Origin of the sequence: Olivibacter sp. SDN3 (assembly GCF_014334135.1) — a bacterium.
In the GTDB taxonomy this organism is placed as follows: domain Bacteria; phylum Bacteroidota; class Bacteroidia; order Sphingobacteriales; family Sphingobacteriaceae; genus Olivibacter.
The window spans coordinates 2,121,036-2,134,023 of record NZ_CP060497.1 but is presented as its reverse complement, the minus strand read 5'-3'; the positions used below and the strand labels follow the sequence as shown (position 1 = coordinate 2,134,023).

At 42.2% G+C, this 12,988-nt stretch carries 11 protein-coding genes; 1 reads left to right on the top strand and 10 read right to left on the bottom strand.

Features of this window, described 5'->3' with window-relative positions; all coding sequences use genetic code 11:
- Window positions 1-337 precede the first annotated feature (337 nt).
- Window positions 338-568, top strand: coding sequence for a hypothetical protein (locus H8S90_RS08740; RefSeq protein WP_187342171.1), 231 nt, complete (start codon window positions 338-340; stop codon window positions 566-568).
- Window positions 569-648: 80 nt separating this feature from the next.
- On the opposite strand, the gene H8S90_RS08735 is transcribed toward H8S90_RS08740, so the two are convergent.
- From H8S90_RS08735 to H8S90_RS08690, 10 genes are all read right to left on the bottom strand, one after another.
- Window positions 649-2,040 carry a UDP-glucose 6-dehydrogenase gene (locus tag H8S90_RS08735; RefSeq protein ID WP_187342170.1) on the bottom strand — a complete coding sequence of 464 codons (1,392 nt, stop codon included), beginning with the start codon at window positions 2,038-2,040 and terminating at the stop codon, window positions 649-651.
- 80 nt (window positions 2,041-2,120) lie between these two features.
- Window positions 2,121-4,481, bottom strand: a complete 2,361-nt coding sequence (locus H8S90_RS08730; RefSeq protein WP_187342169.1) for a tyrosine-protein kinase — start codon at window positions 4,479-4,481, stop codon at window positions 2,121-2,123.
- 21 nt (window positions 4,482-4,502) lie between these two features.
- A complete protein-coding gene (locus tag H8S90_RS08725; RefSeq protein ID WP_255501874.1) occupies window positions 4,503-5,282 on the bottom strand; it encodes a polysaccharide biosynthesis/export family protein in 780 nt (259 codons plus the stop codon).
- A 49-nt stretch (window positions 5,283-5,331) separates the two neighbouring features.
- Window positions 5,332-6,573 (bottom strand): WcaI family glycosyltransferase, encoded by a 1,242-nt coding sequence (locus H8S90_RS08720; RefSeq protein WP_187342168.1) that lies wholly within the window; start codon window positions 6,571-6,573, stop codon window positions 5,332-5,334.
- A gap of 1 nt (window position 6,574) precedes the next feature.
- The gene (locus H8S90_RS08715) at window positions 6,575-7,402 is read right to left on the bottom strand and encodes a glycosyltransferase family 2 protein (protein ID WP_187342167.1); all 828 of its coding nucleotides are present in this window, start codon (window positions 7,400-7,402) and stop codon (window positions 6,575-6,577) included.
- 31 nt (window positions 7,403-7,433) lie between these two features.
- Window positions 7,434-7,991, bottom strand: coding sequence for a putative colanic acid biosynthesis acetyltransferase (locus H8S90_RS08710; RefSeq protein ID WP_187342166.1), 558 nt, complete (start codon window positions 7,989-7,991; stop codon window positions 7,434-7,436).
- 65 nt (window positions 7,992-8,056) lie between these two features.
- Entirely contained in the window at window positions 8,057-9,496 is a 1,440-nt protein-coding gene (locus tag H8S90_RS08705) for a Coenzyme F420 hydrogenase/dehydrogenase, beta subunit C-terminal domain (RefSeq protein WP_187342165.1), read from the bottom strand.
- Between the two features lie 13 nt (window positions 9,497-9,509).
- Window positions 9,510-10,658 carry a polysaccharide pyruvyl transferase family protein gene (locus H8S90_RS08700; protein WP_187342164.1) on the bottom strand — a complete coding sequence of 383 codons (1,149 nt, stop codon included), beginning with the start codon at window positions 10,656-10,658 and terminating at the stop codon, window positions 9,510-9,512.
- 33 nt (window positions 10,659-10,691) lie between these two features.
- Window positions 10,692-11,882, bottom strand: coding sequence for a glycosyltransferase (locus H8S90_RS08695; RefSeq protein WP_187342163.1), 1,191 nt, complete (start codon window positions 11,880-11,882; stop codon window positions 10,692-10,694).
- Window positions 11,883-11,895: 13 nt separating this feature from the next.
- The gene (locus tag H8S90_RS08690; RefSeq protein ID WP_187342162.1) at window positions 11,896-12,981 is read right to left on the bottom strand and encodes a glycosyltransferase; all 1,086 of its coding nucleotides are present in this window, start codon (window positions 12,979-12,981) and stop codon (window positions 11,896-11,898) included.
- Window positions 12,982-12,988 lie beyond the last annotated feature (7 nt).

Here is a 12,988-nt window from a genome sequence, read left to right as displayed (position 1 = left end):
ATTCTACAATTTGGATAAATTATTTACTAATAATTTCACATTAACTTATCTGTAAAAATAAGTTAAATTTGATGTCTTTTTTTGAATATTTAGAATATAATGTATAGTGAAACAATAAAGGTAGATCGCCATGATCTGAAGTCATATGCTTAAGTTGAATTGATCTTTTTTCTACGAGACGTTGTTGAGCAATCTGAAATTCGCCAACTCTACACACAACTAACCACAAACATATCTCAATATTTAACAGGTAGTTATACATTACGTATGAAACAAATTGCGATATATTTTCTGCCTTATTATCACTTACTTTGTTTGAGTTTCAACAAAAAAACCAATGAGCAGATATGACATACTGATGCGCTTGCACGGAGAAATTTCTCTGGTGATTGCTAACCTTAATGAGGAGGAAGCCGATGATAATGTAAAAACGTTAAATCAACTGAGCAACGAAGGCGAAGTTTATTATAAGCAACTGACTCTTGAAGAAAAGGGTAGTAAAGCCTCAGTTCAACAATTCACTCATAACCCTGTATCGGCGATTACGCATCACGATACCCTAAGCTAAACAATTTAACAAAAAAGCGTCTCTTAGATGTAATTATATCTAAGAGACGCTTTTTTTTATAGTACTATGTCTATAGGCTATCAACTCCCGATAGCCTTCACCTTGAAGCCTATGGCCTCCAGTTTCGCTTTGTCCAGGATGTTCCTGCCGTCAAATACATGGGCAGGCTTCAGCATGTTGTCATAGATCCGCTGCCAGTCGTAATCCCTAAACTCGTCCCACTCCGTCAGCACAGCTACGGCATGCGCATCCCTGCACGCCTCATAGGGATCGTTCACCACCTTCAGCAACGACTTGTTCTCATCGCTGCTCCGCGTGGCAAGGTAATCCAGATCCGTGTAAACCTGCTGAACCGGCACCTTCGGATCATACACCGAAAGCTCCGCCTGCTCCAGCAGTAAATGGTCCGCTACATAGATCGCAGCCGATTCCCGCGTGTCGTTCGTGTCCTTCTTGAAGGCCCAGCCCAGAAAGGCGATCTTCTTCCCGTTAACCGTATTGTACAGCGTTCGGATGATACGGCCCGCAAAGCGCCGCTTCTGGTGGTCGTTCATGATGATAACCTGTTCCCAGTAATCGGCAACCTCCTGTAACCCATACGTACGCGCGATGTACACCAGGTTCAGGATATCCTTCTGGAAACACGAACCCCCGAATCCGACCGAGGCCTTCAGGAACTTCGGACCGATGCGGCTGTCCGTACCGATCGCTCGGGAAACCTCGCTAACATCCGCCTCCGTGTGCTCGCAGAGCTCCGAAAGCGAATTGATCGACGATACCCGCTGCGCAAGAAAGGCATTGGCCGTCAGCTTCGAAAGCTCCGAGGACCACACGTTCGTCGTCAGGATACGCTCACGCGGCACCCAGTTCGCATAGACCTCAACAAGCGACCCGATCGCACGCTTCCCCTCTTCGCTCTGATCACCCCCGATCAGCACACGGTCGGGGCTCAGCAGGTCATCGACCGCCGTTCCCTCGGCCAGAAACTCCGGGTTCGACAGGATCTGGAAGCTCGCACCGCTGCCCGTATGGGAAAGGATATCCTTCAGCGTGCTCGCCGTACGCACCGGAAGTGTCGACTTCTCCACAACGATCTTGTCCGTGGTGCTCACACGCGCTATCTGACGCGCGCACAGCTCGATCCATTTCAGGTCCGCGGCCTGCCCCTTCCCAGCTCCGTAGGTCTTGGTGGGCGTGTTCACCGATATGAAGACCATCTCCGCTTCATCGATCGCTCCGTCAACATCGGTAGAGAAAAAAAGGTTCCGGCCACGGGCCTCGGCAACAACTTCGCTCAGACCCGGCTCATAAACCGGGATCTTCGTCACGTCGGAATCGTTCCAGGCTGCTATACGCGCCTCGTTCAGGTCTACAACCGTAACCCGGATATGCGGGCACTGCTTGGCGATCACAGCCATCGTCGGGCCACCAACATAGCCCGCTCCTATACAACAGATTTTTGTTATGCTCATAAGTCGTATGTTATTCAATATATTATGTAGAAGAAATTATTTATTAACATTCAGATACAAAAAAATCTATCTATGAATTTCTACTTTCCTATCCTTTTCCACCATTTATCTTTTACTTCTTCCTGATTATAATAGCCATATGTATAACCATAATAACTTCCACTGCCTTCCTTGACATCATTTAAGACGACTGCCATATTTTTCATTTTCTTTTCTCTCCGCATGTCTTCAGGAAGGCCGATCAGATCACGCGGCGTATAATCTGCACGGACCACATATAGTGAAACGTCACAATATTCGCTTAACAGCTGTCCGTCAGTCACTGCGCCAATTGGCGGTGCATCCACTATAATAATATCAAACATTTCTCTTGCGCGTGCCAACATTTCCCGGGTACGTGGGTTTATAATCAATTCCGATGGGTTGGGAGGAATGGGCCCACAAGATCCGAAATAGAGATTGCCCGCTTTATTAACCGGCTTGATCATATCTGCCAAGGTCAATTGATTATCAATGATAAAATTCGATATCCCATTTCCGCTACCCGTATAGGTTTTAGATAATTTGGGTTTTCGTAAATCAAATTCCAGTAACAAAACCTTTTTATCTGATACTGCAAAAACGTTTGCCAAATTGATCGATGCGAAAGATTTTCCTTCTCCTGGCATCCCTGAAGTGACTAAAACCACTTTGTCTTGCTCATTTGGCATTAAGAATTGCAGATTTGTTCGCAGGCCTCTAAATTGTTCAGCAATAGGTGAACGAGAAGAATCAAAGTCAACAACTTCACCAGTATTCGTATGGTGGCTCAATTCACCTATGATCGGCAGCGAACTTCTTTTCTCAACATCCGCCCGCCCCCTTACCTTCGTATTAAAAATATCTTCAATATATATTTTGCCAGTCGGAATCAACAAAGCAAAAATAAAAGTACCCAACCATATGATTTGCTTTTTTGGAGAAAAAGGTGAGCCATCTGCCTTAGGCGGATCGATCACCCGGATACCCGAAATATTAGACGGTTTTGCCAATGCGGTTTCTTCTCTCTTTTGCAGTAAAAACAAATATAGTTCCTGCTTCAACTGTTGTTGCCGAGACATATCCAAGAAAGCTCGCTCCTGCGCCGGTAGTTGTCGGATATCACCTTGCGATTGTCCAGCACTTTTCATTAACTGCTCTCTATTTACATTCAGGGATTCGCGTGTATTTTTGATAAACTCAAAAATACTTGCCTTCATAGATTCTATGCGTTTATTCACATTGTCGATATAGGGGTGATCTGCCGTATAAGCTAAGGTTAAGCGCTCTTTTTCTAGAATTAGACTGTTGTAATTATTCAACATCGAATTGAAGCCTTGATCAGCTACGCCATCGTTCAGAGCTGTTCCGGAAATCAAACTTCTTCCCCCCGGCTTACTCAACAACTCTTCTACTCCATCCATCACCATCATCCGTGTCTCAAGCGTTGCTAATTCTTTGATGTACTCGTTGCTATTCTGCAAAATAATCTGCGATTGCGCACCAATGTTAGCTAAGCCCTTGTCTTGCATAAAGCGCTGTATATTCTGCTCAATGCCATCTAGCTCGGCATTTACCAAAATAATACGCTCGTCGATGAAAGCTATCGTACTGTCGGCAATTCTACTTTTGTCCCTTATATTCTGCCGTATGTATTCGTCGATGTAGTATTTTAAGATATATTCACCCTTCGCTCTTATAGCATGATCGAACTGTAAGTCGATAATGGTAGTCAATTTATTCGATATGTTGGCACTTAAGGCTCCTCTAAGCCGTCCAACGGCATTGTCCAGAGGTGCGATAGTTACTTTGTAAGTCTGTTTCCCTTTAGCAAAGGAGTAATTATTTTTATTCAATTTGAAAGCACCGTATCCCTCAATCTGAAAAGAGGTGTTAAAGGGGATATCATCCAAAACGATTTCTTCGTCACTGTCTCCAGTATACTTAAGGCTAAATTTTGCGGTGTCTGTGGGGCTAATGTATAAGGCCAATGTTTTATTAACCTCGTCATTCACGGTGAACTCCAAATCAAAAGGAGGCTCAAACAACTCTACATCCCTGAATGATCCCACATTAAACCACGTAACATATAACTTCAAGTCGCGCACCAGCGATTCCATCAAGAACCTGGTCTTCAGAATTTCCACCTGATTATCCACTCCACTAGTTGTACCCAATAAGCCATTCAAGTCATATTGACCCGAACCCTGGCTAGATTGGCTATCATCAATCAAAACTTTCGCAGACACATGATAGGCCGGTGTAACGTAATAACGCAGGTACAAAAATACCGCGGCAAAACAAATAATTAAGCTGACTAGAAAAAGTGGCCATAGGCGAACTAGCCTTCCCAAGTATTCCCGGAAATCAAACCCCGTATCAACGTTAGACTTGTACTTCATTTCTTGATTACTCTCTTGCATAGTAAAATACCCTTATAAAGATTAAAGTCGTGTAATAATTAATACCACAGTAGATGCCAATGACGCAATAACTGCTAGCATACTAAATCTTGATGACTCGGCAGAAGCAATTTTTCCCTTACTCGGTTCCACATAAATGATATCGTTTTGCTTCAAATAATAATAGGGTGAATCGAATAATTTTGAATCATTTAGATTGAAACGCACCATTTCCTTACCCTCCGGTGTTTCCCTTATCAAAAGCACGTTCTCCCGCTTACCATAAATAGTTAAGTCGCCCGCTAAGCCAATGGCATCTAATACCGTCACCCGCTCTGACGGCATGGTGTAGCTGGAAGGCCTGCCCACCTCTCCAATTATTGTTACTTTAAAATTCACAAACCGCACTTGTACGGTTGGTTGTATCAGATACTTTTTCGCTTTCTCCCGAATCAGATTTCGCGCTTCGTAGCTGGTTAAACCCGCCAATTTCATTCTTCCCAAAATCGGTAATTCTACTTCCCCTTCCTTATCGACCACAAAACCTGTAACTCTTTGTTGACCACCTGCGGCAACTACGCTATTGTTCGTTGCAGCCTCATTGATCGAATTCGAAGCCGTAAGTTCTGCTGTCTGTATAGTAATATCCAAGATATCATCAGGCAATATAGTCGGCTCAGTGAATGCTGATTGACGGATTTTGTTGTATTCTGATTCCGGTATATTTTTAAAATACGGGATGGTTTTATTACTTCTGCAAGACGAGCATACAATAGCGAGCAAAAGTGTTGGTAATAGTATTTTTTTCAGCCTATACATCATTCTTTACAAATTTGTCTTAAAATTATCATTTCTTCTCAATAGTGAACACTTATTTCACTTTTTCTTTACATAATACCCTCATATTTTCTTCAAAACCGTGCATGATCTTCTCTTTGGAAAGATGATCCATCGCATAAGCCCTGGCCTCATCTTTATATGGTTGCAAATCGGTATTCAGCATTGCTTTTAGCCCTTCAACTAGTGCACTCACAGATTCAGGCTCTACCAGAAAACCTAACTTATTATCGGCAATGACATCATGAAGTGAGGTACCTGGCAAGGCCGTGACCAATGCACATCCACCAGCTGCTAAAATTCCCGTAAGCTTGCTGGGCATCACCAGATCGGAGGCCGATTTTTTCTGCAAAACCAAATGGATATCGGCAGTTGCCAGCAAAGCACTTAGCTTGGCATAAGGCTGCAAGGGATAGAAGTAAATGTTTGGAAGCGCTTTAGTCTTGGCAAGTTGTTGTAAGCGCTCCTTAGCACCCCCCATTCCCACGATAATAAATCGAACATTATCCTGATGTCTGAACTGCTCAGCTGCATCAATAATCATCTCCAAACCTTGCTTTTCACCTAAATTTCCGGAATATAAAATTACCCTATCGGTTAATGGTATGTTCCATTCCTCCCGTAGCGATTCCTTCTTCGATAAAGGCTTCACGGCGTCTTCATCGACCCAGTTCGGGAACATCATGTATTTTTGCTCGGGAACGCCCTTCGATAAGATTTTTCTTTTCATTCCTAAACTGATTGACGAGATGGCGTCGCTGTGTTTAAGGATATAGCGTTCAGATTTAAACATTAAGCGCAACAACCGCTCGTTTTTAATCATACCCAAATCCTTCGCTGCATCTATCTGCAAATCCTGAATGTGCGTAATCAGCTTAGCTCTTTTTAATTTGGCATATAGCATTGCAAAAAAACCTAAATGAAAAGGAGGATTGATATTGATCACCACATCATATTTCTTTTTCAATAGCAAGGCGAACCAACGTGGGAAGACACCACCAAGAAAAGAGAATTCATGGACAATACGCTTTTTAGACGTCACTTCTTTTGGAACATATAAGGGCACACGATACACAGTCACACCGTCTCGCCTTTCCTTATGCCAACCCTTCCCCTTGTAAGCTGGATTTATCTCCCACTCGGGATAGTAAGGAGGCGCGGTCACTACGGCCACCTCATGCCCCTGACTCGCCAACCAAGTAGCCATCTCCCCTGTGTACTTCCCAATACCAGTGAGTTCAGGAGCATAATTAATTCCAAAGATTAAAATTCTCATATTAGCTTTCGGAATTTTTCTTATTTAATAATTCTCTTGTTTTCAAAATGATAAAATATTCATAGATAGCCTGTAGAGTCGCATAGGTAGTACCGGCAGATCCGTCCAAAAAAGCCCTTCGACCAAAAACCATATAACACCATTTAATAAAAGGCCTGCCAGGCATTTTATAGAAAAGTCCTTTTTGATGAAAGCGCTTTTCTGTAAAATCTTTACTGAACAGGGCTTTTCTCCAAGAGAACTTCGTACCCTTTCCCATATCTTCTAGTCGCATTGCCGCTTCCATGTCGGCGTAACTTAAGTGCCTTTGTAACCAGTAGCGAAATCCTTTACTGAACGGATAGTGATCTAAAAAGCCATTGATTCGACCGACAGGGCCGTCAGGAATCGACACCGGGTTTACCAACCGCTCATACCGCATCTTATCCGGCCTGAAAAATCGTAAGTAATATGGAGAAATCTGTGCATGCTTTAACCATTTGCCGTTCCAGGCAAAATCGCGTCGCTGCAATTCACAAGCGACCAAGTCCGTATTCCCATTAAATTCCAACACTGCTTTGCGCAATCCATCCGATACCCGCTCATCCGCATCTATATACAAGACCCATTGATGCTTAAATGGAATATTTGCCAGCCCCCAATTCTGGTGCGCTGACCAATTATCAAATTTCCGTTGTGTAATCTGAGCGCCCGCTTCCGTTGCTATCGACACCGTCCGATCATCACTAAAGGAGTCAAAAACATGAACATCATCACACCATGACACAGAGGCCAGGCAACCTGGCAAATCTTGTTCTTCGTTTTTTGTTAAAATAAGTACAGAAATCATTCTTACAAAATTGTCTTTAATAGTTGAGTGTTCACTTCAATATTACCCTTTCCTTTAAAGGCTTGCAGGGATTTCCGGCACAGACCATCCAGTCGGGCATATCTCTAGATACCACCGACCTCGCCCCTATTACCGTTCCTTCTCCTATGGTAACTCCCGGTCCGACAAATGCATCCGCAGCCACCCAAGCTCTACTACCTATGGTTATGGGGGCCAAAATCAGCTCATGCTTCGAACTGGTATAATCGTGACTAGATGCGCACAAGTATGCTTTCTGAGAAACAGTAGCGTTGTGTCTAATAGTAATCTTTCCCTGATTATAGCAATCGACTTCGGGTCCTAAACAGGAATAAGGCTTCATCTCCAAATTCCAAGGGGCCCAAATCTTTACATTGGAATGAATAGTACAGGTCCAGCTTACTTCTGCGCCAAAGCATTTTAATAAAAAGACTCTCCATTTTCTAAATACCCGAAGCCCGAAAGGTCTGAAAAAAAACAACCAAACAATCTTCCAGAAGAATCGGGCAGTTTTATTCTTTAATGAAAATCTAAACCTAGTTTCCGTCATATTTGGAATCACATCTCCCATAAAACTTCTCCATTTTTAAGTAAATCTTAACTCCATTAACATCGCTGGAAAAAAGCTGCTTCAACTTAATTTTCAGTAGAGGATCTTTTCAATTTCCTGAACTTAAAATACGCTAGCTTCCTTTTCACAATTCTGTCAACCGAACTGGAAATTTCAAGGAATCTTAACAATTTGAGCTGTAAGAGCAACTTTTTCTTATAGTAAGCGTAATCATTCTTTGCAACCGCCGTAACAAAAAACTCTCTTGAAAAAGCTGTTACATCATAGCGCATTTTATAGATAATTTTTCGTAATGGCGGCATTTGATACTCCCCTGCTTTCACGCGTTTTTCCGGATGCCACTTCTTTTTCTTATCGTATAACTCCAATCGGTAAGAGAGGCCTTCTCTCCGCTGCCTAAAACCACCGGACTGTGCGTTTAAGGCATCTTGTTCTGTTAACTGAACCAGTTCAACGCGATCCTCTATTTTTGAACTGTTCAACACTTCATTGATTTCAGCATTCCTAACGATCAGCAGATTTGTGCCATTTGCATCCACTTCAAATTGAGGTAACCAGGCATCGCCAATAGTAATATCGGCTGTTTCCCCAACCAAATCATCGCAGAAATTACAGGCAGGTAACATGAGTGCTCCCTGATTAAACTTACCACCTACAACATTTGCGGAATTCTCCATTACCTCATCCGTGGTGTTCCCCTTATTAAAAAAAGCTTTGAAAACGTAGGCCCTGGCAGGAATGCCCTTACCTTTGGTTCGATATTGGAATTTCTCCACATTTTCGGGAGAGACCCCCTTTCCCCATGCGAGCGATAATGTCCAGTTCACACTCTTTAAGTGCCCACATACCAAAGAAGCAGTATATTTGATCGACTGATTGATGACGGGGTCTACCAATTGTACCCGACGTATTGCCTTTACCATACAGGGCAAACCATAAAAGAGGTATCTGCCCGGCTTAGATCGGACCAGATCCAGCACCTCCGAGATTTCGATCACGTGATATTTTGTTCTGGAGCCGCCACGGATAGCTTCCTCCGTAGTACTAATCGCATATTTGAAGAAAGGGTCAGACGCACCTTTCCTTTCAATTTCTTTGACATGAATCACGCCATCAATAAGCCCTCTTCTAAAAAGCTCTGCACCTATCCAAGTGCCAAAACCTCCGGAAGTTCCCCTGTCTCGGTAGCTGCCTTCTTTTACAAAACCGCCGTACACGCTTTGATAAAAACCTATCTTATCACTATATGTTTCACACTTCTTTAAGAATTCCTTTCCAAGCACATCTTCATTGTATTTCTCATTTAATGAAGGGCAAACAAACTCCATTTTTTCCTTTACCTCACTGCTAACATCTGCAGCGTCCACTGAAGGGTAGTATTCTCCATACTTGTTCAGCTTCATTTCTTTGTTTGCAACAAAGGCACAAGCGCCACATCCCACACAAAACCCACCTTCAACCACTTTGTTTATATAAGGAATGTTTTCTATCATCTTATTTTCCATCGCCATTTTTTTATTAACTATCAATCGCGTTTGTCAAGAAGGCAATTGACCTATTTCTGTCCGCCTCCAAATGATCCCTGACAGGACCGAAATCTATACTTACGTCATCTAAATCGGGAAAATCATCTCCTTCCTTTAGCAGACGGGATTGTAAGCCAACCCGCCTCAGCAGCTCCTGCTGTCTGATATTATTATTTTTACTTGCAGGTGTAATCGTGAAAAAAGGTTTCTCAAAAATCAACGAAAATACTGTTCCATGGAATGATGTGGTCAACACAATAGCGGCCTTCTGATACAGTCCTAAAAACTCGAGTGGGCCAAGATCCCTAAGGTTCAATATTTTTTCATCAGACTCTACTCGCTTAGCGTTTTTACATACACGGATGATCCGATAACCAGTTTTCTTCTGAAGCGCATATGCCAGCTCCGTTACGTAGGAAGAGTTCTTAAATATAAACAAGAGAATGTAAGGTCTATTTTCCTCGTATGGCACCAAAATATCTTCCCATTCCCTTTTTGATAACAGTAGCGTAGGATCAACCACCCGCGTGGCTTCTCTTTTGGTGATTTCCTCTATAAGCGTTACTCCAGTTTCTTCCCTAGTACCGATGAAGTCCAGGTTATTCAAAAGCTTTCTATATATAGGGTAGATTAATCGATCAATTTTCCCTACGCCAAAGCTCGATGCGTAAGAAATCTTCCGTGCATTGGTGGGAGCAAATGTTAAAAAATAAGGTTCGAGGTTGGTACCATTGTTTGGATTCCACACTTGGTCACTACCGACAATAAACACGTTATACGGATGCTCAGCCTCGTAAAGCTCCGAAAAACTGTGATAAGTGACCGACAGTGCAGTATTTTTGAGGTGAAAGTTTTTAAACCGCTCTTCTCTCGTACGTGCGACCTCTCTATTGGTAGATTCTGCGTATTTATCCAACCATTTTATGGCAAGGTCTTTCACCTTGTTCATTTTTGATGTACCGAAAAGAGGTTTCGCTTGTTGTTCAAAGCGAAACCTAGGATTTTTGTAATACAAGTAATTGATAATCTCGCTATCATAACCCAACAACTTTAGCTTATGATGTAGGGCGAATGCCTGCAATTCGGCACCGTAATTGTTTACATTTAGAATGGTAATAATACCTATTTTCTTCTTTTCCATATCTTTTATCTCGTTGTTTGCCGCAATCATACACTAGTCCGTCACTACTTTGCAGATGGCGTCGATGGTTTTAGCAAATACCGCTGCTCTCTCTTCAATACTGAACTTCTCTTTAAAAGTGTTGTATGCATTACTTTCCATGCTTTCCAGATCCGATTCCTTCATTTGGTACAGGCGTTCAAATGCTCCATATAGAAGATTGCTGTCAGCTTCTTCTAACACAAGTCCACCATTCCCATCGGCTATTTCCCTCCAAATGTTAACCTTTTTGGTAATCACTACCGGCTTTCTACAAGCCAAAGCTTCAACGATTGCTATACCAAAATTTTCTTGGTGGCTGGGAAGTATATAAGCTTTGCAGCCGTAGAAGCCCCCCCATTTACTCGCTCCATTCAACATACCAGTAAAATGAATTTTTTCATTTGTCTTCGCCTTTTCCATCATTTGACGAGCATATTCTGAATCTTTCGGCCCAGCAATAACCAAATCCGGGACCTTGGGATATTTACTCGATATTTTGCTATACGCATCGATCAAAATATCGACACCTTTTTTTTCGTGTATGCGACTTAAAAATAGCCAATAGCCTTTCCCTATATCCGGACACTTCTGCAGAAATTCGTTTTTCATCTCAGGAACGAAAGCCGGGGGAGATTGAATACCCAAGCCCACATCTAATTCCTGTTTTGGGCGATACCCTTTAAACGCCATTCTTGCCAACAGCAATTCTTCTTCGCAGGTAAAGAATAAAGCATCCGCTGCGTTAATTGATTTCCTTTCCGTTAGCTGCCATACGATTTTATTGCGTAAAGCTTTCATTCTGCGGGTCTTAGACTTTTGAAAATAGGGGTCAAGCATCCCATGTGGCATAATGACTACTTTTGGAACCTTAGCTTTCCTAGCTTTTAATTTTTTTACCGCTTTGTAAACCGCATAGTTATGATATTGCCAGATACCATGCACCACAACAGCATCGTATCGACTGATATGTTGTAAAAGCCACTGATCTAACTTCGAGCTATATTGGAAAGCACTTTTTCCTCGGCCTAACTTATAAATCGTGAAGAGATCATTCATCGGATACGTTACTTCTTCCGGATCTAAACAAACGACCTCGTTATTTAGATGCAACTGCTCCAAATAAAAAACGCTATTCCTGATGACCTGTGCCGGCCCTCCAGTTTGTGGATCCATGGAAGTAATCACGTGAAGGATTGTTTTCATCTGTTCTATTCCGTTATATGGCCATTATTGATAATGCGTTTTCCACCATGCTTTTCATTGTTAATTTTCTTCTGACGAACTCCTTGGAATTACGCCCCATAGCGCTGATTTCCGAATCCGAAAGAAGAGGTACGCGTTCTTTGAAATCATCGCTATCCGCTAATAAAATACCATTGACATGATCTTTTATATAATCATACTCTACGCATTGTAACACCTCTTCGCTACGTTTATATGTTAAAATAGGCTTACCATAAGCCATCGCTTCGACCACAGACAGGCCCACCCAACCTGGTTGGTAATAGATGTCTGCCACTTCGAACAGCTCGTCTTTGATTTGCTTGTCGTAGACGGACCCAAAATCATATACATTTGGATAGCTTGAAAAATCCGGTTTAAATTGGCCCTCTCCTATGATAATAAAACCGTAAACCGAAGAGTCCAAATCTTTTATGCTGTTTACTAGCAAGTCAACTCGGCGATGAGGATTATCAAAGCGGGCACAAAATATAAAACAGGTTTGGTGAACGATTTTATATTTTTCTTTAAGCTTTTGCCTATCCAAGTGCGAATTTTTTGCTCCGAGTATCTCCCCTACACCAGAGATCGTATTATTTAAAGCTACTATCTTTTTATTGGGAAAAATAGCCTTCCATTGATCGCGTTCTTTTTCGGTATATAACCAAACGCCATCTGCCATGCGAATCATTTGTTTGAGTAGTAGATTTGGTTTTCTTTCCTCCTCCATGTAGCGCTTCACTGAAATCCCCTGTCCCCATAGAATAATTTTCTTTCGATGGAATACTTTCAGCAGTAACAACAACCACGTACTGATATGGCCGAAATGTAGCATTAGTATGATGGTATGATATCTTTTGAATAGAAAGGGAGTAATTGAAAACAGTAGGAAGCGCTTTTTAAAAAAAAGCAAACTCTTAAGCGACTTTACAGACAAATCGCTGATCTTAAAGTTCTTTTTTGAATACTGATTCTGGTAAGTATAAATATCCAAATCTACGTATGATGACAGTAGCTTAAAAAACTCTTCCCGATAATGAGGAACCATTGGATTTAGCAGCGCAACTTTCATTTTTTCCATCTTCTTC

What these genes read in the sequence shown, in the direction of transcription:
- H8S90_RS08725 (WP_255501874.1), bottom strand. Translation starts at nt 5,282, where the DNA reads ATGATGTATAGGCTGAAAAAAATACTATTACCAACACTTTTGCTCGCT.
- H8S90_RS08700 (WP_187342164.1), bottom strand. Translation starts at nt 10,658, where the DNA reads ATGGAAAAGAAGAAAATAGGTATTATTACCATTCTAAATGTAAACAAT.
- H8S90_RS08740 (WP_187342171.1), top strand. Translation starts at nt 338, where the DNA reads ATGAGCAGATATGACATACTGATGCGCTTGCACGGAGAAATTTCTCTG.
- H8S90_RS08720 (WP_187342168.1), bottom strand. Translation starts at nt 6,573, where the DNA reads ATGAGAATTTTAATCTTTGGAATTAATTATGCTCCTGAACTCACTGGT.
- H8S90_RS08710 (WP_187342166.1), bottom strand. Translation starts at nt 7,991, where the DNA reads ATGGGAGATGTGATTCCAAATATGACGGAAACTAGGTTTAGATTTTCA.
- H8S90_RS08735 (WP_187342170.1), bottom strand. Translation starts at nt 2,040, where the DNA reads ATGAGCATAACAAAAATCTGTTGTATAGGAGCGGGCTATGTTGGTGGC.
- H8S90_RS08690 (WP_187342162.1), bottom strand. Translation starts at nt 12,981, where the DNA reads ATGGAAAAAATGAAAGTTGCGCTGCTAAATCCAATGGTTCCTCATTAT.
- H8S90_RS08705 (WP_187342165.1), bottom strand. Translation starts at nt 9,496, where the DNA reads ATGGAAAATAAGATGATAGAAAACATTCCTTATATAAACAAAGTGGTT.
- H8S90_RS08730 (WP_187342169.1), bottom strand. Translation starts at nt 4,481, where the DNA reads ATGCAAGAGAGTAATCAAGAAATGAAGTACAAGTCTAACGTTGATACG.
- H8S90_RS08695 (WP_187342163.1), bottom strand. Translation starts at nt 11,882, where the DNA reads ATGAAAACAATCCTTCACGTGATTACTTCCATGGATCCACAAACTGGA.
- H8S90_RS08715 (WP_187342167.1), bottom strand. Translation starts at nt 7,402, where the DNA reads ATGATTTCTGTACTTATTTTAACAAAAAACGAAGAACAAGATTTGCCA.